Source organism: Dyadobacter sp. BE31, from assembly GCF_031457695.1.
In the GTDB taxonomy this organism is placed as follows: Bacteria; Bacteroidota; Bacteroidia; order Cytophagales; family Spirosomataceae; genus Dyadobacter.
Genome location: NZ_JAVDXA010000001.1, coordinates 188,069 through 211,648, shown reverse-complemented (window position 1 = coordinate 211,648; position 23,580 = coordinate 188,069). Strand labels below are relative to the sequence as shown.

Here is a 23,580-nt window from a genome sequence, read left to right as displayed (position 1 = left end):
GTGATAACTTATTTGTGGTAAAGGAATTGCACGCACGAATCATTTACGACAACTATGGCTACTTCAGTCTGTAATATTTCATCACGACCTGATTACTTAAAGGCCAAAACCGAAGCTGCCCGTATCCTGAACGAATTTGGGCTATCGGAGCCACCGGTAAATCCAGCGGATATTGCGCAACAACTTGGCGTAAGGGTGGTCTTTGTAGGCTTTACTCCGGAGTATGACTCCATTTCCGGGTTTTATGATTTTGATGATGAGACAATTTATGTGAACAAGTACGAGTTTCCGCTTCGGCAGACTTTTACCATTGCTCACGAACTCGGCCATAGGCTATTGCATACCGAATGGGCAAAATCTTCCGACTATAAGGTGCTTTTAAGAGGCGATACCAATGGTAATGATCCTGTTGAAATGGAAGCTAATTCCTTCGCAGCTAATCTGCTCGTGCCCCGCTTTATGCTTGACAAATACTGGAAAGAACTTTCTCTTGAACAATTGTCCGTGCTTTTTGCGGTGTCTGTGCCTGTGATCCGTAATCGTATTTCGTTCGAATATGGCGCTTGACCGACGTAAGGCAAAGCGGGAGGGGATTGTTGAAAAGGAGATGGATGATCCCGAATTTGACGATACACTCAAAAGTGCTCACAACCTACAACTCGAGCTAACCCGGGAAAGAAACCATCATGAGCAAGTGATGAAAGAGAAGGAGATGGGAGTTCTGGGTAAATTCTTCGGTGATGGAAAGAACACTCAGACATTCATCGCGCTCCTGTCGGTGTTGCTCGGATTGGGGATTTATGTGGCCTGCCTCATCACAGCAAAGGCGAATCCGAATGCCGTACATTTCTGGTCTCAAAGTGGCTCGAAAGTACTGGCTTTTGCGGGCACGGCACTAGGCTATATTTTTGGTAAAGCGGTGAGTACTTCGAAAAGATAGTTGCTGAATTTCTCTATCGAGCTTCAATTTTCAGCCCTCCAAATAACCTTTTTTACATTTCCTTACCTCATTAAGCTTTTATTAATACCCCTGTTAATCCTGCCTGTCTAATTTGCCCATTGTTTTACCCGGCTAACCAGCAGCGGCGCTCGCCGGACTGTGTTTGAGAGGCAGTATTGCCGGTTGACTAAACTTTAATAACCCAAAGCATTAAAAATTACTGGTTGTGTCCTCTTAACACAAAGGACAACAATACTTTTTTCATGAAACACCTATTCCTAAGCCTGACCCTTTTTGCTTTTACCCATCCAATTTTTGCACAGATGCCGGGCGTCGCTACGCCGGGCGTCGCCACGCCGGGCGTCGCATTGAAGCTCTGGTACAAAAAGCCCGCCGGAAATACCTGGACCGACGCATTACCTGTCGGCAATGGCCGGCTGGGTGCAATGGTGTATGGTAATCCTGAAAAAGAGGTCCTCAAACTCAACGAATCGACGGTGTGGGCAGGTGGCCCCAACCGCAACGACAACCCGAATGCCCTCGCTGCATTACCCGAGATACGCAAGCTGATTTTCGAAGGAAAACACGATGAAGCTGCCAAACTCGCTGCTGAAAAAATCGAGTCGAAGACGACGAACGGAATGATGTATCAGCCGGTCGGTAACCTGAATATCGATTTTCCGGGGCATGATCAATTCACCAATTACTATCGCGAACTGGATATTGAGAAGGCGGTTACCACAACCTCCTATACCGTCGATGGTGTGAAATATACCAGGCAGGTCATTGCCTCCGTACCTGACCAGGTGATTGCAATACGCCTCACAGCCGATAAACCGGGGAAGCTCACATTCACCTCGTTTCTGAACAGCCCTCAGAAGGGAGAAAGGAAGATGGAGAAAGGAGATAGGATGGTTTTTGCGGGGATTAGCGGAGATAAGGAAGGGGTCAAGGGGCAGGTAGCATTCCGCGCGCACGTGCTGGTGGCGCCCGAGGGGGGACAGATGAGCGCAGGCGATACCTCCCTGACGGTCAGCAAGGCAAATGCGGCCACGATTTACATTTCCATTGCTACCAATTTTGTCGATTACAAAACGCTTACGGCTAACCCGCAAGCCAAAGCGGACCAATATCTCAGCAAAGCGGCCGCCAAGCCATTCCAAACAATTCTGAAAAGCCACATCGCTGCCTATCAGCATTATTTCAACCGGGTGAAGCTCGATTTGGGGACTTCGGAAGCTGCACAATGGCCTACGGATGAGCGTATTGTAAAATTCGCTTCGGGATACGATCCGCAATTGGTGGCGTTGTACTTCCAGTTTGGGCGGTATTTGCTGATCTCGTCCTCGCAGCCGGGCGGTAACGGAATTCCTGTGGGGCAGCCGGCCAACTTGCAGGGGATCTGGAACCAGCATATGAACCCGCCATGGGGTAGCAAGTACACCATCAATATCAATACCGAAATGAATTACTGGCCCGCCGAAGTTACCAACTTGACGGAGCTGCACGAGCCATTGGTAAAAATGGTGAAGGATCTGTCGGTTACCGGCCAGGAAACGGCACGTGTAATGTATGGCGCGAAGGGCTGGGTGGCGCATCATAATACCGATTTATGGCGCATTACCGGTCCGGTGGACCCGATTTTCTACGCTATGTGGCCGATGGGCGGGGCCTGGCTGAGCACGCATTTGTGGGAAAAATATTGCTATTCGGGCGATAAAGAGTACCTGAAATCGGTGTATCCGGCTTTGAAGGGCTCGGCGCAGTTCTTTGTCGATTTCCTGGTACCCGAGCCAACCCATAAATGGCTGGTGGTGGTACCCGGCATGTCGCCGGAGAATGCCCCGGCGATCCGCCCGAAAACGACGATCGGTGCGGGGAATACGATGGATAACCAGATCGTGTACGACATTTTTACCGCTACCATCCGTGCGGCGGAAGCCCTCGGAACGGATCCCGATTTTGTCAAAACACTGAAAGCCAAACGCACACAGCTGCCTCCAATGCAGGTCGGGAAATTCGGACAGTTGCAGGAATGGCTCGAAGATCTGGACAGTCCGGAGGACAAGCACCGCCACATTTCGCATTTGTACGGACTGTACCCTTCGCACCAGGTTTCGGCCTACCGTACGCCGGAGCTTTTTACAGCGGCGAGGACTTCGCTGGAACACCGGGGCGATGTTTCTACCGGTTGGTCCATGGGTTGGAAGGTGAATTGGTGGGCCCGCCTGCTCGATGGAAATCGTGCCTACAAGCTCATTACCGATCAGCTTTCGCCGGTTAATGCACCTGGTAAGAAGGGCGGCGGCGGAACCTATACGAATCTCTTCGACGCCCACCCACCATTTCAAATTGATGGTAACTTCGGCTGCACGGCCGGCATCGCCGAAATGCTTATGCAAAGCCACGACGGCGCCATTCACCTGCTTCCGGCCATCCCCGATAGCTGGAAAAACGGGTCGATCAGTGGCTTGCGCGCACGCGGCGGGTTTGAGATTGTGACATTGGAATGGAAAGAAGGAAAGGTCTCAAAGTTGGTTGTCAAGTCAAACCTGGGCGGTAACTGCCGGCTAAGGCTTCCGAATGAATTGAGAGGCCATTCTCTCGCGCTCGCCGCCGACGGCAGCCCGAATAGCAACCCCTTTTACCAGTTGCTTGATATTCCGAAGCCAATAGTTTCGCCTGCCGCGAAAATAACCCCTTCGAAGTTGCCGGAAACGGCTTTGTATGATTTTAGAACAGAGAAAGGAAAGACCTATACTTTCACCCGCTGACCTAACCCTTATTAAACCTATCACCATGAACAAGAAAATTTGGGTCGCCGGAGTGCTGGCGGCCACACTGGTTACCTGTCAGATATCGAGGCAAAGCGGGTCAAAAAACGACATGCTCCGCACCACGGATGCGTCGGTGAGTGCCATTCCCGCATTTACCGATAACCCTTCGCCGGCTCACCTGACGCCCGAGCAGAGCATTAAAACATTCAAATTACCCAAAGGCTACCACCTCGAACTGGTGGTCAGCGAGCCGATGACTCACGAACCGGTGGCCATTGCCTGGGATGGCAACGCGCGTATGTACGTGGCCGAGCTCAACACGTATATGCAGGACGTGGAGGGTACGGACGAGCACGCGCCCACCAGCCGGGTAATGCTGCTCGAAGACACCGATAATGACGGCAAAATGGACAAGAGTTCGGTTTTTATCGATAAAATGCTCTTGCCGAGGATGTTGCTTTGTGTAGGTAATGAATTGCTTGTGAATGAGACCGATACTTACAATGTATATGGCTATAAAGACAATAACAAGGACGGTGTAGCCGACGAAAAGCGCCCGGTTTACACGCCCGATAAAAAGGCACCCGGAAACCTGGAACACCAGCGAAGCGGCCTCGATTGGAATGTCGATAACTGGATTTACATGGCTGTGGATGCCGTGCGCTTCCGCTATACCGATGGGGTCTTGAAAGCCGATTCCATTCCAAGCGGTTCGAACGGACAATGGGGGCTCACGCACGACAACTACGGTCGTTTGTACTTCTCTTCGGCGGGTGGTGAAACACCGGTATTGGGTTTCCAGATTAACCCGGTGTATGGCAGGATGGAGTTTGCGGACCAGTACAAGGAGGAATTCAACGAGGTATGGCCAATTATTAAAACACCTGATGTGGAAGGTGGCTTGAAACGCTTGCGTGCCGATACGACGCTCAACCATTTCACGGCCAGCTGCGGGCAGGTGATATTCCGGGGCGACAAGCTTCCGGCCGATCTGCAAGGGGATTTGCTGATCAGCGAGCCGGTTGGTAGGCTTATCCGCCGCGCGAAGGTGATCAACAAGAATGGCAAGATCACACTCGAAAATGCTTACGATAAGGAGGAATTCATTGCTTCCACGGACATGAACTTCCGTGCGGTGAATATGTACACGGGGCCGGATGGCTGCTTATACATTGTAGATATGAACCGGGGGATCATTCAGGAAGGCAACTGGACAGGGCCGAAAAGCTACCTGCGCCCGCAGATCAAGCGACTGGGGCTCGATAAAAACATCCAGCACGGCCGCATTTACCGCCTCGTGCACGACGGCATGGCGCCCGGACCGAAGCCGAAAATGCTGGACGAAACTTCGCGAAAGCTGGTGAGTTATCTCGGCCATCCCAACGGCTGGTGGCGTGATAATGCACAGAAAGAACTCGTGGTACGCAACGACCAATCGGTGGTACCGCTGCTGAAAGCGATTGCCGCGGGTGAAAGCAATGAGGCGATCAAATCACCATCGGCGCTTGCCCGTTTGCACGCATTGTGGACGCTGGAAGGGTTGAATGCATTGGACCAGAATACCATTGCGCGCGCATTGAAAGACAGCGATTTTGAAATCCGCAAAGCGGCCGTGCGCATGACGGAGCCCTATTTGAAAAAGAATGACGCGATGGTGGAAACGCTGGCAGCATTAAAGTCTGATCCCGTTGCCGACGTACGCATGCAGCTGATATTCTCGCTGGCATACAGCGAGTCCCCGAAAGCGAAAGCATTGGCCGGTGAAATTGTGAGGAATGCAAATGGCGCGGAAGTGCTGGCACGTGCACAGCGCAGCGTGGAGAAAAATGAGGATGCCAAGAAATTCGGAATGAAACTGGGGCGGCTAGACGTGCCGGACAGGACGTTGGTGATGAATGGCTCAGTGATCTACAAATCGCTGTGCGCGACTTGCCATGGTGCCGATGGAAAGGGCCTGACGAGTAAAACCGCACCGCCGCTTGCCGGATCGCGCCGGTTGAACCGGAACAACACCCACGCATCGGTGCGGATCCTGCTGCACGGCTTGTCGGGACCGATCGAGGGGAATACTTATCCGACGGAAATGCCTTCGATGAAGGACAACGATGACGAATGGATCGCTTCCGTGCTCAGTTACGTGCGGTATGAGTTTACGAATTCGCCACCTGTGCGTCCGGCCGACGTGAAAACGATCCGGGAGCAAACCGTATCACGCGATAAGGCATATACCCTGGACGAGCTGTCGATCCAGTAACTGAAACTCTAACCGAAACTTTGAGATTAATGGGAAGCGAGCAGTTTTTGCAGTCGGCGCTTTGGAAAAAGGGCATAGGCTTGTCAGTGGGTGCATTGTGCGTGGCGATGATGTTGGGCAGCGGTTTTTCGGGACAAATGGTTGACGGACAAACGGGACCTGGTTCCGACTGGCCGAATTATGGCGGTAACAAGGCCGGGAACCGCTATTCCCCCCTGGACCAGATTAATACCGGTAATGTTCAGAGCTTGCAGGTAGCCTGGATGTACGACGCGTCCGAGAAGCCCGATCCGGCCAATCCGGGCAGGCAGCGGAACCGGGCCATTCAATGCCAGCCGATTGTCGTGAACGGTGTCTTGTATGGTACCACGCCGGAGTTGAAGCTTTTTGCTTTGAAAGCAGGAACCGGCGAGCAGATCTGGAAATTCGAACCAATGAGGGACGACCGGCTCAATTCGAACCGGGGAGTGGTGTATTGGGAGAATGGTGATGACAAACGTATATTGTACACGGTCGGGTCGAGCTTATATGCGGTGAATGCCGTTACAGGCCACATCATCGGGAGTTTTGGAAAAGATGGTCGGGTAGATATTCACGCCGGATTACAAACCGGGCTGGACCACGATGTAAGCAAGCTTTCTGTGAATGCTACGAGTCCGGGGATCGTTTTCAAAAATACATTCATATTAGGCTCGGCGGTTTCCGAATCCGGCGATGCTGCGCCGGGGCATATCCGCGCGTTTGACGTTGTTACCGGCGATTTGAAATGGGTTTTTCATACCATCCCGCAACCAGGCGAATATGGCTACGACACCTGGCCGAAGGATGCCTACAAGACGATCGGCGCGACCAATAATTGGAGCGGCATGAGCCTCGACGAAAAACGGGGCGTCGTGTATTTTGGCACAGGATCACCGGCCTCCGACTTCTACGGCGGTGCCCGCAAGGGTAGCAACCTCTTTGCCAACTGCGTTATGGCGCTCGACGCCGAAACCGGCAAGCGGAAATGGCATTATCAAACCATTCACCACGATCTCTGGGACCGTGACCATCCAAGCCCGCCGAATCTCACGACCATCACCCATAACGGCAAACGGTTGGATGTGGTCGTTCAGAGTACGAAAGACGGCCTCGTTTACATGCTGGATCGCGATAGGGGAACATCTGTTTTTCCGGTTGAAGAAAGAAAAGTACCTATCAATGGTCTTCCCGGCGAACATCCTTACCCGACTCAGAAATTTCCATTGAAACCGGCTCCGTTATCACGGCAGGTTTTCACAGTGGCGGATATTACTGATATTTCCCCCGAGGCACATGCTTATGTGAAGGAGCGTTATCGCAAAATTAAAACAGACCATAAATTCGCTCCGCCTAGCACTACCGGCACATTGCTGTTTGGTTACAGCGGTGGGGCAGAGTGGGGTGGTAATGCGGTCGATCCGGATGGTGTTTTCTATCAGAATGTAAATGAAGAGCCCTGGGAGCTCATTATGGTCGATGCCGCGCAGAAGAAATCCGAAGCGCCACGGACGCTGGGGAACTCGTTGTATCTGGCTAATTGTGCGGCCTGTCACGGGCAGGATCGGAAAGGCAGCGGGCCGGAGTTGCCTGCATTGGTGGACATCGGTAAAAAACTAAGTCCGATGCAGATTAAAGCCATTCTCAAAACCGGCAGCGGCCGCATGCCTTCGTTCGGGCATTTGTCGGACAAGGAGCACGACGCATTGATAGATTTTCTCTTAAACCGTGAAAAAGAAGGCCCGGCACCGGTGAAAACGGCTAATGCCGCCAAGCCTGCCGGCAAGGACGGCTTCCCGTACATGCCCGCGTACGTGAGCAAAACCTGGCAGCGCTTCACGGATCAGAACGGCTATCCGGGCGTAAAGCCGCCCTGGGGTACATTGAATGCGATCGATCTCAATACCGGCGAATACCTCTGGCGTGTGCCACTGGGCGAATATCCGGAGCTTACAAAGAAAGGCATTCCCATTACCGGCACGGATAGCTATGGCGGCCCGCTTGTGACGGCCGGAGGTCTGGTGTTCATAGCTGGCACCAAAGACGAAAAGATCCGCGCATTCGATAAGAAAACCGGGAAGACCGTTTGGGAATACCAACTTCCCGCCGGCGGTTTCGCTACGCCGATCACCTACCAGATCGACGGTAAGCAGTACATCGTGATCGCGGCTGGTGGCGGCCGTGGGCAGAAAATAGGCGGGAATTACATCGCTTTTGCATTGAAACACTAAACCTGTACATAATGAACAAAAAAGAAAATCCTGCGGAAAACAGTCGCCGGAACGCGATGAAGCTACTCGCGACGGGCTCGGCAGCCGGTTTACTGTCGCTGTTTGACAGCCCCAGGGCCCGTGCCGAGCGCTACGAAACGCCCCAATATGCCAAAGGAATGGCACCGGTAACTATTACCAACGTGAAAGCCATTACCACAGCTCCCGGTGGTTCCAATCTGGTGATTGTGAAGGTAGAAACGTCCGAACCGGGCTTGTACGGCCTCGGCTGCGCCACATTTACGCAGCGTGCGATGGTAGTCATACCCGCCGTGAATATTTATCTGAACGAGTTTTGTGTGGGCAAAGACGTCGATAATATCGAGGATATGTGGCAATCGGCGTATGTGAGCTCGTATTGGCGCAATGGTCCGGTGCTGAACAATGCATTGTCGGGTCTCGACCAGGCGCTATGGGATATCAAAGGTAAGCGCGCCAAAATGCCGGTTCATCAGTTGCTCGGGGGCAAAGCGCGTATTGCGGTGGATACCTACACGCACGCGAGCGGGCCTACGCCCGAGGCCATCGCCGACAAGGTGCAGCAATACATATCGGAAGGTTTCCGTCATATCCGCATCCAGCAAGGTGGTTACGGCGGGGTAGGGGCTATGGACGAAATCAAACCAGACTTCAAAACGGCTGGTTTCGGACGAGCTACCGATGATTTTTCCGACCAGCGCACTTACCTGAAACGCGTGCCAAAGATGTTTGAAATGGTGCGTAAAAGATGCGGCGAAGACATCGAGCTGCTGCATGATATGCATGAGCTGGTGGAGCCGATGGACGCGATCAATATGATCAAAGGGTTGGAAGAATACCGCCCGTATTTCATCGAGGATCCATTCTCGCCCGAGAACATGGGTTGGTTCAAACAGCTGCGCCAGAGCACCACGGTGCCGATCGCGATGGGCGAGCTTTTCAATAATATCAACGAATTCCGCGATCCGATGGCGCATCAGCTTTTCGACTTCATCCGCTGTCACATCTCGCAAATCGGGGGCATTACCCCGGCTATGAAAGTGGCGCGGCTCGGGGAGTGGTTCAACGTGAAAACCGCGTGGCATGGCCCGGGTGACACTTCGCCGGTGGGACATGCGGCTAACAATAATATCGATATCGCGGTCTGGAACTTTGGTATCCAGGAGTCGCAGCGGTTCAGCGAGAAAGTGCAGGAAGTTTTTCCCGGCTGCCCGACAATCAAGAACGGCTATTATTATGTAAATGAAACGCCAGGCCTCGGGATCGACATTAATGAGAAGGAAGCGGCCAAATATCCGATCGGTACGAAGTCGCGGTGGACCGTGCGGAAGAGCGATGGGACACTTTTAAAGCCTTGATAGCCAGTAGTTAAATGTTAATGGCCTATTTTTTATAGGAATTGTTAAAAAAAATGGTCTGAAACGGCGTCTGTTAATGCTTTGTTAAGCTTTTTTTAAGGGTGGGATTTTAGGTTTGCCGGACTTATCGACCAATTTTCCGGCACCATTTCCTATGAATGATTCAGACTTGTGGAGAAGTTTCCGAAACGGGGATGAAACGGCTTTTTCAATGCTTTACAAATCCCATATCGAGATGCTGTACCGGTATGGACATAAACTGACCGCCGATACACAGTTGGTTGAAGACTCGATCCAGGACATGTTCATCGAGCTCTGGAACAGCCGCAAGAGGCTTTCGGATACCGATAGCATTAAATACTACCTTTTCCGGGTGTTGCGCCGCAAGATCACGCAGCACCCGTTAAACCGAAACGTAGCCGGTGCCGGGGCGGAGATTTCCGCTTTCGAGCACCGGTTCTTTTCCGTTTCCACCGAAAGCGAACTCATCGACACCGAGCGTGAACAAGGCCGCTCACGGGTGCTCGGCCGCGCGCTCACGCAACTGCCCCCGCGCCAGCAGGAAGTGGTGAACCTGCGCTACTATCACGAGTTCAACCACCAGCAAATCGCCGAGATCATGAATATTTCGCTGCAATCGGTGCATAACACGCTCCAAAAATCGATGAAGGGGCTTCGGGAGCTATTGTCGGGCTATTCTGAGATCATTTTAACTGCATTATTAATCCTTCCACTAACCTGAAACCGTCATTTAAAAATGACGGCAACAGATTTACTTTTACAGTCATTTTAATAAAGACTGACCGGCAACAGACAAATCCTTTACCGTCATTTTTAAATGACGGATCAGAAGCGGCGGATTTACTTTTTTACAGTCATTTTAATAAAAACTGACCGGCAACAGACAAATCCTTTACCGTCATTTTTAAATGACGGACCAGAAGCGGCGGATTTTTAGGACCAGGCAGTTTTAATTCTTTTTTTTAAAAAAACTTCTTTCTCTGGGGTAATCCGTCCGGTTTTTCTCCATTTTGTTTTCGGAGGATGAAAACCAGATTTTTTCATGAATTATTTGTCATTTGACCCGGAGGATTTTGCGACCGATGCATTTTTTTGCAGCTGGGTGCTTCATCCTACTCCGGAAACGGAGCGCCTCTGGCTCGACTGGCTGCGTAACAATCCTTCGAAAGCGCGGGACATCGAGCTGGCACGTCAGATGGTGCTGCTGGCTTCGTCCGAGGAAACTCCTGCACCGAGCCCGGAAACCGTAGACCGCATTTGGCAGGGTATTGAAGAGGGAAAAAACAGGAAAGTCATTCTTTTCCCGAACCGGACGATCTGGCTGAAAGCTGCCGCGGCGGTGGTACTGCTGCTGGTCGCATTGGGTGGCTATTTCTATCGGACGGGTCAGAAACTTACTTATCACACTGCATTCGGCGAATCGCGGCGGGTGTTGCTGCCCGACGGCACATTGGTGACGCTCAATGCCAATTCAAGTCTGCGCGTGGCCGATCGCTGGGGCAGGCGCACCGAAAGGGAAGTTTGGCTGGACGGGGAGGCTTTTTTTAGTGTAAGTAAATTGAAAAAGGCGGGCCGTGCGGTCAAATTCACCGTTCATACCCACGACTTAAATGTGGAAGTGCGCGGAACGGAGTTCAATGTGAATACCCGGCAGGACCAGACGCAGGTCGTACTCAGCGAAGGCCTCGTGCATTTGCGGTTGAATGACCGCTCGGAAAAGGAGATTCAGATGAAACCGGGCGACCTGGTCGATTTTTCACGGGACAAACAGAAACTGCGCGTCCGCCACCTGCCCGACGCCAGCCCGATGTACTCCTGGAAGAACAATCGCTGGACGCTGAATGACGCTTCGCTGGCCGAAATCGCGGTACTGATCCGGGAAACGTATGGAGTAACCGTTATTATTGAAAATGACTCATTGAAAAAGCAAACCGTGAATGGCGTGGTCCCAACCGACAACATGGGCGATCTCCTGAGCGCGCTGGAAAGCATTCTCCCCATTACCATTACACACGAGGAGCAACGGGTGACGATCCGTGGCCGCCCTGACTAACAGCTAAAATTTTTTCGAAACCTTCAACCATTGCTCATGAAAAAGATCAACTTACTCATGATGGGAATGCTATGCGTGGGCGGTTCTGTGGCGAATGCCCAGACGTTTGCCCGCGGGCAGGTGCCTCAGTCCCAACGCAGCGAGCAGCCATCCTACCGAAGCCTCGACCAGGTCCTGCGCGACCTCGAAAAGCGGCATTCCGTATATTTTATGTACCACAATGATAAGATCAAGTCATTGCAGGTGCAATATCAGAGCCGTAATGGCGAGGGCATCGAGGAAACCCTCGACCGCATCCTGAAAGCCAATGGTTTGGAATACAAAAAACATGGCAAGATCTACGCCATTTTTCCGAAAGACGCCGATTCGAACTCGGTGCGGGAGCTGAAACAAAGCCTGAGGCAAATCCAGCTGCCGCCGGCTAATACATTACCTGCGAATGCGCAGACTTCGCTGGATGATCATCCGGGAGCGAGCACGATCAGTCCTGAAAATGCGCCGAAGGTGCTCAACATCCGTGGTAAAGTGACCGACGAGAAAAACGATGCATTACCGGGTGTGAGCATTGTGCTCAAAGGCACGCAACGCGGCACTACCACCAATGCAGAAGGCCAATATGAGCTCGAAATCCCTGATGAATCGGCATCCGGCGCCGTGCTGGTGTATAGTTTCGTGGGCTATGCAAGCCAGGAGGTGGTCGTGGGCGGGCGCACGAGCATTGACGTGGGTATGCAGGTTAGTGAGCGTGGGCTGGACGAAATCGTGGTGGTAGGGTATGGCGAGCAGCGCAAAAGCGATGTTACCGGTGCTTCCAGTAGCGTTTCGGCACGGGAAATCGCCAAGCGTCCGTTGGTGCGTGTGGAGCAGGCTTTGCAGGGTACCACGTCCGGCGTCACGGTTTCCAGTTCGAGCGGGCAGCCGGGTAGGGGACTGAATGTGCGCATTCGCGGCGCTAACTCCATTACCGGTTCCAATGAGCCATTGTATGTAATAGATGGTTTTGTGGGAGGGAATATCGAGTCCATTAACCCCAACGATATCGAGTCGCTGGAAATCCTGAAAGATGCGTCGTCGGCTGCAATTTATGGTTCGAGAGGGTCGAATGGCGTGGTTTTGATTACCACTAAAACCGGTAAGGAAGGTAAGGCACGGGTCAATTTCAGCACGTGGTTCAGCAAGGCGAGTATTCCGAGAAAGCTGGATCTGATGAATGCTTATGACTTTGCAAGGACGGTGAACGCGCAGTTTGCGTCAACCGGTAATGCGGCTGCATTTTCTGATCAGCGACTAGCTGAACTGAAAGCCAGTGGCGGTACCGACTGGCAGGACGAGCTGCACGAGGAGCCGTGGATCCAGAATTACCAGCTCGATGTATCGGGCGGTTCTTCGAATGTCCGTTACCTGTTTTCGGCCAATTACCTCGACCAGCCGGGTTTGATTTTGAACCAATATTATAAGCGGACTACCCTGCGCGCCAATATTGATGCCAAGCTAAACGACAAAATCGATTTGAAATTCAACGTCGCGGCTATGCTGCCGAAAAGCCGCAATAATGGTTATTCCGGCGATTTGGTGGATCCATTCACCCAGGCTACCGAATGGGACCCGACCTCGCCCGTACGCGACCCGGCGACAGGCCAATTCATTTACACGGCGCCTTATGGTTCTATCCAGTACAATCCTATTGCAAGAGCGACCAATCAGCAGTTCGACAACCGCCAGGCCAATGTGACCGGAACGGCGATTTTGACCTACCGCATTTTGAAGGGGCTTTCGTTTACGACCATTAATACCTACGAAATTCGCACGGGCTTCACGCAAAACCTGTTTGGGCCGGGTACCAGTAATGGGGTCTTGTATGCAGAAGGCAATGCGTCGCGGGGAGGTTTTTTCCAAAATAGCAATTTTTTGACCTACAAAAACACCTTCGGTGACCACTCGATCACGGTTACGGCTTTGTATGAGCAGCAGAACGGGAACAATACCTCCATTAATGCGCGTGCCAATAACCTGTCGTCCTATGCTTTGGGATATTACAACCTGAGCCTCGGTGCTACGCAGTTGACGAGCTCGGGCTATTCGCAGGATGCATTGCAGTCGTACATGGGCCGGGTGAACTATTCTTACAAAGACAAATACCTGCTCACGGCGGCGGTCCGCACCGACGGCTCCTCGCACCTGACCCAGAAGTACAGCACTTTCCCTTCACTGGCGTTGGGCTGGAATGTGGCTAATGAGAACTTCATGAAGGAATCGCGTGTGTTTTCCGACCTGAAACTGCGCGCCAGCTACGGACAAACCGGTAACCAGGCTGTCGGTGCCTATGCAACCATCGCGCAGATCAGCACAGGCGGCCCGCAACCGGCTTATTATTATGACGGTTCCACGCCGAGTGTTTCGACGCCGCTGGGTGCGCCGGTTTCCAAAAACCTCAAATGGGAGCGTACCGAGCAGTTTGACGTCGGTTTGGATGCCTCCTTTCTGCGTGGCCGCTTGACGTTCACGGCTGATGCCTATAAGAAGAATATCTCGGACTTGCTCTACAACTACCAGGCGCCATTCTACATGGGCGGCGGTGATTACCTGCGCAACATCGGAAGCGTGGAGAATCGCGGGATCGAGTTTTCGGTAGGTGGTACGCCGGTAACCTCCGGGAAACTGCGCTGGACGACCAATTTCAACATTTCATTCAACCGGAATAAAGTAACCGACCTGGGCGGGCTGGACAATGTGATCGTGAACGGGATTGGCTCGGCGGGTAACAGTGCTTCCATTTTGCGGGTAGGGCGGCCTTTGGGCGAGTTTTACGGCTACCAGTTCCTCGGAACCTGGAAAACCACCGAAGCCGAAGAAGCGACCAAATACGGCATGAAACCCGGCGACGCCAAATACACCGACGTGGACGGCGACCATGCCTACACTGCGGCCGACCGCATGCCGATCGGGAATGGTACGCCCAAATATTCGTTCGGGTTTATCAACGACGTGAGCTATGGCGATTTTTCACTGAGCTTCATGTTCCAGGGCACGCACGGAAATCAGATTTACTCGCAAACCCTCGCTTATCTCTGGGGCGGTCTGGGTGACCAGCGCAATGCCACCACGCAGGATGCGCTCAACATCTGGACGCCCCAGCATGAGACAGACAACCCGGCGTTCAGCAATACCAGCAAGAACTTTAACAATAGCAGCCGGTACGTTTACAATGCAAGCTACATCAAGCTGAAAAACGTGTCGCTGACCTACAAGGTGCCCGCGCTGGTTTTGAATAAAGTCAAAATCCGCAGCCTGGAAGTGTACCTGAGCAGCCAGAACCTGTTCATGATCACGAAATACCCTGGCTACGATCCGGAGGTTTCGAACGGGTTCAATGCCATTACACAGGGGCTGGAAATGGGTGTGATCCCGAACGCGAAGACTTACACAGTGGGGCTGCGGCTAGGATTGTAACGGTTTCATGACATTTAAAAAGAGCATTATGAAAATCAAATATTCCATACTATCGATTCTGTTGGGTGCGGTGGCATTTTCGGGATGCCAGAACCTGACCGAGGACCCGAAGGCGAACCTGACGCCCGGTACCTATTTCAAAACACAGTCGGATCTGGATGGGGCGGTGTCGGCGATTTATATCCAGTTTGCCCGGGACGGTGCCTGGGGTTTTACCAACCGCAGCACTTCCTACTTCGGCTCCGATGATTTCACGACCGATCCTGGTTTGAACAAAGAGGATTTCCGCCTTTTCGACCGGCTTAGCGGAGGCAGCGGTAACGGAAGCATGGTGGCACAATGGCAGGGACCATGGCAGGGCATTTACCAGGCCAACAATGTGATTACGAATTATGCCAAGGTGAATTCGACAGAGGAACAGAAGAATCAGTCGGCCGGACAGGCTTACTTCCTGCGTGCATTGGGCTACTACTACCTCGTGCGCACATTCGGTCCGGTGCCTGTGATCCTCACGCCGATTGATGTAGACGACCGTCCGGACCGCGATCCGATCGAGAAAGTGTATGAAGCGATCATCGCGGATTTACAGAAAGCGAAGGAGCTGCTGCCCGTCAAATTCGAGAATGCGCCCGGCAAGGCCGACCAAATGGCGGCCCGCTCGCTGCTCGCTGACGTATACCTGACGATGACCGGCTGGCCGTTGAACCAAGCCAGCAACTATGCACAGGCCGCGGCAGAGGCTGATGCGGTGATCAAATCAGGGCAATTCAATCTGAGCACGCCTTATGCGCAGGTTTTCACGACCAACAACGGGCCTGAATCCATTTTTGGATTGCAGTACAATGTGAATGGTGGCTTGCCATTGCGGAGTTCAGGCTCTTCGAGCGTGCCTCTGGACGAAGTCGCTACGAACGGTTCGAGTGGTTGGGATGACTATTATCCTGAAATCAATTTTTACAAAAAGGCCCCGAAATGCAAGCGTACCGACGACACCTTCTACACGACTTTGAAATTGCGCCAGCCGGACGGCAAGACGTTCAAACTCGTGCCGTGGGATTCGCCGGAAACGCATGCGCGGCATCCGTACTACAAGAAATTCCGCGCCGGATTGAATGGCGACGGCGTTTCGGAAACGGAGACGGCCATTAATTCGATTAACCCGAGTACAAACAAAGTGTATGACATTATTCGCTACCCGCTCGTGCTGCTCGCTTATGCCGAAGCGTCGGCGATGTCGGGCGGCGGGCCCACGGCCGCCAGCTACGCGGCGATCAACGAGGTACGGAAGCGGGCGGGCTTACCCAACCTCACACCCGGACTTTCGGCCAATGCATTCCGTGATTCGGTCGTGTATGAGCGTGCGTACGAGTTCGCGGGTGAGTTTGGTGTGCGCTGGTTCGACATTGTACGGCTGCAACTTCTGCCCAAAATCGTAGCAGAGCGCAGTCCGGAAGAGAACCCGATTCCGGCCAACACCAACTTCGCACAGAAATACCTCGCACCGATCCCGGTCAACGAGATGGCGCGGAATCCGAAGTGGAAACAGAATGAGGGGTATTGATCAGAGAAAAAATCAAGGTAACCGCACGCTGGTGTTCAAAATCATCAGCGTTGCGGTTCCTTTTGGTGTGTTGGCTTTGCTGGAATGCGGCTTGCGGCTGTTTCATTACGGCCACGACCTCAGTCTTTTTATAGCATATCCGAACAACAAAAATTACCTATACCTAAACCCTGATGCGTCCAAACGATACTTCATCAATCAGAAGAATGCGACGACCGGTAACGCGGAGCCTTTTCAAAAAAAGAAGGCCCCCGGTACCCGTCGCATTTTCGTTTTGGGCGAGTCGACAACCATTGGCTATCCCTATTTTCACAACGGTTCTTTCCATCGCTGGCTGCAATACCGCCTCGCACACTCGCTTCCCGACCAGCATTTCGAGATCATCAACCTGGCCCTCACGGCCGTTAATTCCTACACCGTGCTCGGCTTCGCGCGCGAGCTGGTCGGTTACCAGCCCGATGCGGTTTTGATTTACACCGGACACAATGAATATTATGGTGCGATGGGTGTGGGCTCTACCGAGCAATTGGGTGGGAATCCTGCTTTGGTGAATGCTATGTTACGATTGCGCTCCCTTAAAATCATGCAACTTGCCGCTGATTGTTATCAAAAAGCATTGGCATTAGGAGCGCGCGGCAAGCCTGAAAATGACGGCACGCGCATGCAACGTATGGTAGCTGCGCAACAGATTCCTTACCAGTCCGAGTTGTTTGAACGAGGGGTAGAGCAATTCCGGGCAAATATGGGCGAAGTGCTGGATATTTTTGCCCGGCAAAATGTGCCTGTTTTTATTGGTAACCTCGTCAGTAATGAGTGTGACCTCAAACCTTTCGTGAGCTTCCCGGCTGATAGTATGCGTTTTCCGGGATTCGCCCGCAACTATCAAATGGCGCTGGATTTTTTGCAAAAAGCGGATAGCGCGCAGGCATATGGTTATTTCAAAAAAGCTGATCAAAACTACGGCTCACATGCCCTTTGCCATTACTACCTGGGGCAACTCGAATCGGCCCGGGGTAATGCTACGGCGGCACGCGGACATTTTTCAAAGGCGCGGGATCTGGATGGGCTGCGTTTCCGCGCACCGGAAAAATTCAATCAAATCATCAGGCAGCTCGCCGATAAGCATTCCAACGTGCATTTGGTGGATGTCAAGCGTGCTTTTGAAACAGCCTCGACGAACGGTATTATCGGAAAGGACCTGATCCTCGAACACGTTCATCCTGATCTGAAAGGCTATGCACTCATGTCGGATGCATTTTATGAAGCATTGAAAAAGGTGAAGTTCATCAGCCCGGCCCCGGGTGCGGAAATGTCTTTTGCCCAACTCCGGAAGGAAATGCCGGTACCGTCGATCGATTCGCTGGCCGGGGTTTATAAAGTGGCTAACCTGAAAAGCAGCTGGCCATTCAATGCCGCTTTGGATAGGGATTCGGTTAAAGCGGAAACCTTCGAAGAGCGTGTCGCTTTCGACCTGGCTTACCGGCGCATTTCCTGGGAAAATGCGATGGATCAGGCCTATAATCATTATATCGAAAGTAGGAACTACCGCGAGGCAAGGGAAATAGTAGAGGCATTGATTCTGGAACAGCCGGCAGATGCCGCATTGTATTCCCAATCAGCCATGCTGAGCGGCCAGTTGGGCGATGAGCGAAATGCATTATTCAGTTTTCAAAAGGCATTCAGCATGGCACCTTCATTCGAGACAGCCCGCTATCTTTTCGTATTATTCCTGAAAATAGATGAGCCGGAAAAAGCCATTCCCTACCTCGACTATGCGATTGGGAACAACACATCGGGCCTCAACCTCACACCCGTGCGCACGCTTGCGCAGGAGGTGATTGCATTACGTTCCAGTTTTTCAACAGACTCCACCAACGTTTCTGTATTGAACCGTATCGCTCTGGCTTATTATAAAATGGAGAACCGGGATGGGGCGTTGTTGTATGCAAAGAAGGTGTTGAGGTTGAATGCGCGGGATGAGGCTGCGTTGCAGTTGGTTGCGTCGCTGAGACTTCCACGTTGAGGTAACGGCTATCCCCGACAGCTGTATAGATTTGAATTTGACATTACTTGTCAGGTTTCGTATTTTTAGCATATGACAACAATCACACTACAAGTACCTGACAGCCTCGGGGAACATCAAAATGACACCGTCCGCTTCATCGGTGCCAAGTTATATGAATCGGGAAAACTATCATTAGGGCAGGCGGCAGAGATGGCTGGGCTGCCTAAACGTACATTTGCAGAGCTATTGGGAGATTATGGAGTTTCATTGTTAAACTATCCGGTCTCTGAAATAGCAGCAGATGCAAAGAGAATATGAAGTAGTCATAGCCGATACCAGCTGCCTTATTCTGCTCGATAAAATTGGCGAGCTGGGACTTCTACAATCACTTTTTCAACGAGTCACGATTACCGAGGAAATTGCAGATGAATTTGGGCTGCAACTTCCTGACTGATTTAATGTCCGCTCCGCCGGGAAAACAAATTTCCAACATGGATGGGACCTGGATATTGGTGAGGCAAGTGCGATTACGCTGGCGCTGGAACTCGATTCGGTGCTTATGATATTGGATGACTACAAAGCGAGAAAAGTTGCACAAAAGGCAGGACTGAACATTACAGGAACGTTGGGCCTTTTCCTGAAAGCAAAACAGCTGAATATTATCAGTTTAGTAAGGCCATTGTTGGAAAAGATCAGCAGACGAATTTCAGATATTCTCAAAAAGTTTTCGAGCAAATTCTTTCGCTGGCGGACGAGTAATCAACCAATCACCCGCATCACCTCCTCCTTATAATTCCTCCCGATCGGAATCTGATAACTCCCCCAGATGATCCGGTTACGCTCAATGCGCCTTATTTTATCAATAGCCATAATAAACGACTTGTGCACGCGCAGGAAGCGGGCGGGCGGGAAGATATCGAGCATGGCTTTGACGGAGCCTTTGATGACGACTTTGCCGGTGCCGGTATGGATGATGGCGTAGTCTTTCAGGCCCTGGATGTGGGAGATATCGTCGAATGCGAGGCGAACACGCTGGACGCCGCTTTTCACAAATATAAAGTCGGGTTTCTCCTCTGATAAGTTCTGTTCGAGGTTAGCATTCTGTTCTTTGAGTTGCAGGAAATCGCGCACTTTTTCCAGGGCGTGCTGAAAACGGGGAAATGAAATGGGTTTTAATAGAAAATCAATGACGCCCAGCTCGTAGCCTTCGAAGGCGTAGTCGCGGTAGGCGGTGGTGAAAACGGTAACGGGCGGCTGCGAGAGCGATTTCAGGAAGTCGATGCCGTTCATTTCAGGCATTTCAATGTCCAGAAACAGCACGTCGGGCTCGTGTATTTGCAGGTACGCGAGCGCGTCGCGGGCGTTGCTGAATTGGGTCGCGCCTGTAATGCCCGATTTGAACAGGTATTCTTCCAGTATTTCTCTCGCGAGAGGTTCATCGTCGATGATCACGCATTGCAGCATACGTCGCGGTTTTTGTTCGGCAAATTCAGTTGGTAGCCCGGTTCGTAACCCGGTTGAAAGTGTAGCTCAGGTAATCGCCGCCGACCATGAGTTTTTTCGAGCTGTCGAGTATAAATAATACATTTTCGTCGCCTTTCAACAGAAAGATCGATTTTTCGGGCTGGTCGGGATCGAGCTGGATCACTATGGCATCCGGGTTTTCGGCGGTGCCTTTCACGAGCGCCCATTGGCCGGTTCGCGGTTTGTCGCGGAAAAGCGAGCCGGCCCACTGATAGGTGGTCGGCTTTTGGGTTTGCGGGTCCTGGTAGAATGTAAATCCCCATTTCAACTTTTCGCAATTGGCCTGGACAGTCATGTGCATTATGGGCGCCATGGGCTGGCAAAGTACGCGGCCATGGAATACGCCCCACACGTTCGGCCCCTCGGCGATGGGATTGCGGGTGGTCGTTTGGGAAGGTACATTGGCAGGCACCACGGATTGGGCCGCCACATTTTGCAGCATTGTGATGCAGGCAGCGAGAAGAAACAACGTTTTCATGGCCAATGGACGGTTGTTACAGATTAGCGTTCTGTTTGTTGAAAGTATAACTGAAACCCGCATTGCCGATCATTAAATGACCCTGCGTATCCAATAAATGCAGCATGCGATCGCTCATTTGCAAGAGGGTAATAGCAGTTTGCGAATCAGTTGGTTGTAATGCAAAAATCTGCTTACCCGGCATCTGTCCGGTGTTTTTAGAAATAACCCATTTCCCCGAAATCTCCTTAGTGAACCCATCATTCATGAAACCTTGCGTGCCGGGCTTGGTCATGCCGTAGGTGTATTGCAGCTTGAAATCGTCGCGGCCGAGGTTGCGCGGGTCGCGGCGGAGCGTGAGGCGCCATTTGATCATTTCGCAATCCAGGTTGGCGGGGATTGCCAGCAAATGTCTCGGGACGGCATCACACGGGGTGGCGGCTACAAATGCCTCAGGCTCGGGCGAGACTATGTATGTGGGCGCCACCCAGCCTGATGCGGCCCAGCCTAATGCGGCCCAGCCAATTGCGGCGAAACCCATGAGCGATAAAAGCGAAAACCTTTTCATGACTGTTTTTGATTAAGCGTTGGCTAAATTGATTTCCATAAAAACACTGAAACGCTCCTGTTGATCATCGATCCGCAGGCTGTGGCGCGACGGGTACAGCAATTCCAGGCGCTTGCGGAGGTTGGCCAGGCCAATGCCCCCCTTCCCGTCTTTCGATGTTGTGTTCGATTTGCTGTTTTCAATCGTTACTTCCAGGGCCGAAGGGCCGACGTGGATCTTGCCATGCAGCCAGCCTTTCTCGGATTTACGGCTCACACCGTGCTTGAATGCATTTTCGACTAGCGGCAATAGCAGGAGCGGGGCAATTTCCTTGCCGTCGGGATTACCGGCTACTTCCAGCGAAATGTCCGGATTGTTGTCGTAACGGATCCTTTCGAGTTCAATATAGTTGTGCAGATAGCTGATCTCCTTGTCTAGCGAAACCGTACTGTCGTCGCTGTCGTAAAGCATGTACTCCATCATTTCGGATAGTTTTAGCACCACTTCCGGCGCCAGATCCGATTTCTTTAAGGTCAATGCATACAGGTTGTTGAGGATATTGAAAAGAAAATGAGGGTTCACCTGCGAACGAAGGAAGTTGACTTCCGCATTCAGTTTTTCTACCACGATCTTTTGCAGGATACGTTGTTGTTCGTACCAATCGATGCTCAGTTTGAGGGCGACCATGAGTGCCAGGTACCACAGCGTGCTGAAAAAGTTATAGGAAAGCGCTTCCACAATATTGCTGTTCCGCATGGGGCCGATTACGTACCCGTACAGATAGTAGTCAAAGAAAGATTGAATGAAGAGGTACCCGAGGATCGACAGCAGCACCATCCCGAAATACCGACCGTACTTTTTCCGTGAAAGGTATTTAGGTAAAAAGTAATGCAAATTCAGGTATGCAATCACGATCAGCAGGATCACGCGAGCAGCCACGCAAATCGCGAAATAGTTGAGGCTTGCCTTGAAAATCAGGTAGCGCTTTTCATACAGAAAAAAGCCCGTCACCAGCAGCCAGTAGCAGACATGTACCAGTGCATATTTGGCTGAAACCGTTCGGTTTGAGAAAGGAAGCCGTACTTGCTTTTCCAGGAAGGGCGTTTCCATAGGCGCGTTTTGAAATGATGTGGTAAATGAATGGAAAAGATCGCTGAGGATGAAATTATATCGACCAACGCACGAAAAAGTAGAGGAAAGTAATGGGAACTATGTTTCTTAAATTTCACTAATTTCGAATCCGCTTGTCTGGTAGTATTGACAGTTTTAATTTACACACATGCCTTCAAATTTTTGGCGAAGTCCATCTGCGTTGTTCATCTGTTTTTTTCTTATTGTCGCAGTGCGTTTCAACCGGAACGATCTGCTGGTAAAGCGCTCGCTGGGAGATGCCGCTTTTTACATCGGAAACGTGCAGTTTCTGCGGGGCGAGCATGTGGAGTTTTACTTGCAAGCCCCATTTAATGAACGCCTGCTCGTGACGCTTGCGGCATCACAGTTGCCGTTTGATCCGATGACATCCATCAATATCATTAACGTTATCTTCCTGCTTGCGGCAATCTGGTTCCTTTATAAGCTACTGGAACATTTCGGTTTGGACGACAGGCTCGTTTGGGCTGGCTTATACCTGTTCGTTATTTCTTTTCCGACATTTTATTACGGTACGATCGGCTATGTCGATTCGGGCGTTTTGCTGATGATATTCGCCGGAACATACGCTATTTATAAGGAAAATCATTGGCTGTTTCTGCTTGCCGTGGTTTTGGGAACCATTGCGAAGGAAGGGATTGTGCTTTTGATCCCTGTTGCCGTAGCCTATGGATTTACCCAAAAGGATAACCGATGGTATTATTCAGCCGCCGCAGGGTTACTGCTTTACCTGGTAGCATGGGGCCTTGTCAAGAAGTACATCCCGAATGGCCATGGCAACACGCCGGTGCTTTTCTGGCAACCGATTACCTGGCGTATTGTCGATAACTTCACCCGCTCGCACGCTTATCTGAGCTCTATCCTGAGTTTCGGCATTCCGGGGGTTTTATGCTGTTATTACCTGTATAAATATGGTGGAACGATAAAAACTGCCTGGAAAGAGGAACTGCCGTTGTGGATAGGCACGGTAGGAGGGTACCTGCTTTGGTTTTACACGCTTTTTTCCGCTCATACCGACGGTCGCTTCTTCTGGGTAGCCTATTGTTTTCCCATCGTTTTGTCTTTGCTGTGGTGGCGCCGTTTCGGGAAACCCCATTATCGTTAACACCACGGATAACGCCTTGGTTGGTTGCGATTTGACGAATTATTTCTTAATGTTTTATTCATCCAGGTTGTCTGCAACTGTGGGTATTTAATTGTAATTTTAGAGGAATAGT

The 23,580-nt window shown here is 51.6% G+C and carries 18 protein-coding genes; 14 read left to right on the top strand and 4 right to left on the bottom strand.

The window, feature by feature from the left end:
* The first annotated feature begins 54 nt into the window (after positions 1-54).
* The 13 genes from J2Y43_RS00870 to J2Y43_RS33500 all read left to right on the top strand — a co-directional run bounded on the left by J2Y43_RS00870 (position 55) and on the right by J2Y43_RS33500 (position 19,479).
* On the top strand, positions 55-567 hold the full coding sequence (locus tag J2Y43_RS00870; RefSeq protein ID WP_309981678.1) for an ImmA/IrrE family metallo-endopeptidase: 513 nt from the start codon (positions 55-57) through the stop codon (positions 565-567).
* Positions 557-940, top strand: a complete 384-nt coding sequence (locus J2Y43_RS00865; protein ID WP_309981679.1) for a hypothetical protein — start codon at positions 557-559, stop codon at positions 938-940. The genes J2Y43_RS00870 and J2Y43_RS00865 overlap by 11 nt, the downstream gene beginning before the upstream one ends.
* A gap of 263 nt (positions 941-1,203) precedes the next feature.
* Positions 1,204-3,714: a glycoside hydrolase family 95 protein gene (locus J2Y43_RS00860; RefSeq protein ID WP_309981680.1), complete on the top strand. Its 2,511-nt coding sequence runs from the start codon at positions 1,204-1,206 to the stop codon at positions 3,712-3,714.
* Between the two features lie 25 nt (positions 3,715-3,739).
* Complete coding sequence (locus J2Y43_RS00855) at positions 3,740-5,971, top strand: c-type cytochrome (protein WP_309981681.1); 2,232 nt, start codon at positions 3,740-3,742, stop codon at positions 5,969-5,971.
* A 29-nt stretch (positions 5,972-6,000) separates the two neighbouring features.
* Positions 6,001-8,220, top strand: a complete 2,220-nt coding sequence (locus J2Y43_RS00850; protein ID WP_309981682.1) for a PQQ-binding-like beta-propeller repeat protein — start codon at positions 6,001-6,003, stop codon at positions 8,218-8,220.
* A gap of 11 nt (positions 8,221-8,231) precedes the next feature.
* Positions 8,232-9,596: an enolase C-terminal domain-like protein gene (locus J2Y43_RS00845; RefSeq protein ID WP_309981683.1), complete on the top strand. Its 1,365-nt coding sequence runs from the start codon at positions 8,232-8,234 to the stop codon at positions 9,594-9,596.
* 211 nt (positions 9,597-9,807) lie between these two features.
* Positions 9,808-10,338 carry a sigma-70 family RNA polymerase sigma factor gene (locus tag J2Y43_RS00840; protein ID WP_309981684.1) on the top strand — a complete coding sequence of 177 codons (531 nt, stop codon included), beginning with the start codon at positions 9,808-9,810 and terminating at the stop codon, positions 10,336-10,338.
* A 321-nt stretch (positions 10,339-10,659) separates the two neighbouring features.
* Positions 10,660-11,670, top strand: coding sequence for a FecR domain-containing protein (locus tag J2Y43_RS00835; RefSeq protein ID WP_309981685.1), 1,011 nt, complete (start codon positions 10,660-10,662; stop codon positions 11,668-11,670).
* A 36-nt stretch (positions 11,671-11,706) separates the two neighbouring features.
* Positions 11,707-15,120, top strand: coding sequence for a SusC/RagA family TonB-linked outer membrane protein (locus J2Y43_RS00830; protein ID WP_309981686.1), 3,414 nt, complete (start codon positions 11,707-11,709; stop codon positions 15,118-15,120).
* A gap of 28 nt (positions 15,121-15,148) precedes the next feature.
* Positions 15,149-16,681, top strand: coding sequence for a RagB/SusD family nutrient uptake outer membrane protein (locus J2Y43_RS00825; protein WP_309981687.1), 1,533 nt, complete (start codon positions 15,149-15,151; stop codon positions 16,679-16,681).
* A 31-nt stretch (positions 16,682-16,712) separates the two neighbouring features.
* Positions 16,713-18,704: a GDSL-type esterase/lipase family protein gene (locus J2Y43_RS00820; RefSeq protein WP_309981688.1), complete on the top strand. Its 1,992-nt coding sequence runs from the start codon at positions 16,713-16,715 to the stop codon at positions 18,702-18,704.
* Between the two features lie 72 nt (positions 18,705-18,776).
* The gene (locus J2Y43_RS00815) at positions 18,777-19,004 is read left to right on the top strand and encodes a UPF0175 family protein (protein WP_309981689.1); all 228 of its coding nucleotides are present in this window, start codon (positions 18,777-18,779) and stop codon (positions 19,002-19,004) included.
* Between the two features lie 241 nt (positions 19,005-19,245).
* The gene (locus J2Y43_RS33500; protein WP_409014403.1) at positions 19,246-19,479 is read left to right on the top strand and encodes a DUF3368 domain-containing protein; all 234 of its coding nucleotides are present in this window, start codon (positions 19,246-19,248) and stop codon (positions 19,477-19,479) included.
* Here the strand turns inward: J2Y43_RS33500 and J2Y43_RS00810 are convergent.
* Genes J2Y43_RS00810 through J2Y43_RS00795 form a run of 4 tightly spaced genes read right to left on the bottom strand, consistent with a single transcriptional unit; the run spans position 19,446 to position 22,324 of the window.
* Entirely contained in the window at positions 19,446-20,150 is a 705-nt protein-coding gene (locus J2Y43_RS00810; protein ID WP_309981690.1) for a response regulator, read from the bottom strand. The two genes, J2Y43_RS33500 and J2Y43_RS00810, sit on opposite strands and share 34 nt — an antisense overlap.
* Positions 20,151-20,175: 25 nt before the next feature.
* The gene (locus J2Y43_RS00805) at positions 20,176-20,688 is read right to left on the bottom strand and encodes a copper resistance protein NlpE N-terminal domain-containing protein (RefSeq protein WP_309981691.1); all 513 of its coding nucleotides are present in this window, start codon (positions 20,686-20,688) and stop codon (positions 20,176-20,178) included.
* Positions 20,689-20,704: 16 nt separating this feature from the next.
* Positions 20,705-21,235 (bottom strand): hypothetical protein, encoded by a 531-nt coding sequence (locus J2Y43_RS00800; protein WP_309981692.1) that lies wholly within the window; start codon positions 21,233-21,235, stop codon positions 20,705-20,707.
* A gap of 12 nt (positions 21,236-21,247) precedes the next feature.
* Positions 21,248-22,324, bottom strand: a complete 1,077-nt coding sequence (locus tag J2Y43_RS00795; protein ID WP_309981693.1) for a histidine kinase — start codon at positions 22,322-22,324, stop codon at positions 21,248-21,250.
* 169 nt (positions 22,325-22,493) lie between these two features.
* Here J2Y43_RS00795 and J2Y43_RS00790 point away from each other — a divergent pair, with 169 nt between their 5' ends.
* Entirely contained in the window at positions 22,494-23,468 is a 975-nt protein-coding gene (locus J2Y43_RS00790) for a hypothetical protein (protein WP_309981694.1), read from the top strand.
* Positions 23,469-23,580 lie beyond the last annotated feature (112 nt).

Excerpts from the sequence above, each read along its gene's own strand:
- J2Y43_RS00870 (WP_309981678.1), top strand. The coding sequence starts at position 55 with ATGGCTACTTCAGTCTGTAATATTTCATCACGACCTGATTACTTAAAG.
- J2Y43_RS00865 (WP_309981679.1), top strand. The coding sequence starts at position 557 with ATGGCGCTTGACCGACGTAAGGCAAAGCGGGAGGGGATTGTTGAAAAG.
- J2Y43_RS00860 (WP_309981680.1), top strand. The coding sequence starts at position 1,204 with ATGAAACACCTATTCCTAAGCCTGACCCTTTTTGCTTTTACCCATCCA.
- J2Y43_RS00855 (WP_309981681.1), top strand. The coding sequence starts at position 3,740 with ATGAACAAGAAAATTTGGGTCGCCGGAGTGCTGGCGGCCACACTGGTT.
- J2Y43_RS00850 (WP_309981682.1), top strand. The coding sequence starts at position 6,001 with ATGGGAAGCGAGCAGTTTTTGCAGTCGGCGCTTTGGAAAAAGGGCATA.
- J2Y43_RS00845 (WP_309981683.1), top strand. The coding sequence starts at position 8,232 with ATGAACAAAAAAGAAAATCCTGCGGAAAACAGTCGCCGGAACGCGATG.
- J2Y43_RS00840 (WP_309981684.1), top strand. The coding sequence starts at position 9,808 with ATGCTTTACAAATCCCATATCGAGATGCTGTACCGGTATGGACATAAA.
- J2Y43_RS00835 (WP_309981685.1), top strand. The coding sequence starts at position 10,660 with ATGAATTATTTGTCATTTGACCCGGAGGATTTTGCGACCGATGCATTT.
- J2Y43_RS00830 (WP_309981686.1), top strand. The coding sequence starts at position 11,707 with ATGAAAAAGATCAACTTACTCATGATGGGAATGCTATGCGTGGGCGGT.
- J2Y43_RS00825 (WP_309981687.1), top strand. The coding sequence starts at position 15,149 with ATGAAAATCAAATATTCCATACTATCGATTCTGTTGGGTGCGGTGGCA.
- J2Y43_RS00815 (WP_309981689.1), top strand. The coding sequence starts at position 18,777 with ATGACAACAATCACACTACAAGTACCTGACAGCCTCGGGGAACATCAA.
- J2Y43_RS33500 (WP_409014403.1), top strand. The coding sequence starts at position 19,246 with ATGATATTGGATGACTACAAAGCGAGAAAAGTTGCACAAAAGGCAGGA.
- J2Y43_RS00810 (WP_309981690.1), bottom strand. The coding sequence starts at position 20,150 with ATGCTGCAATGCGTGATCATCGACGATGAACCTCTCGCGAGAGAAATA.
- J2Y43_RS00805 (WP_309981691.1), bottom strand. The coding sequence starts at position 20,688 with ATGAAAACGTTGTTTCTTCTCGCTGCCTGCATCACAATGCTGCAAAAT.
- J2Y43_RS00800 (WP_309981692.1), bottom strand. The coding sequence starts at position 21,235 with ATGAAAAGGTTTTCGCTTTTATCGCTCATGGGTTTCGCCGCAATTGGC.
- J2Y43_RS00795 (WP_309981693.1), bottom strand. The coding sequence starts at position 22,324 with ATGGAAACGCCCTTCCTGGAAAAGCAAGTACGGCTTCCTTTCTCAAAC.
- J2Y43_RS00790 (WP_309981694.1), top strand. The coding sequence starts at position 22,494 with ATGCCTTCAAATTTTTGGCGAAGTCCATCTGCGTTGTTCATCTGTTTT.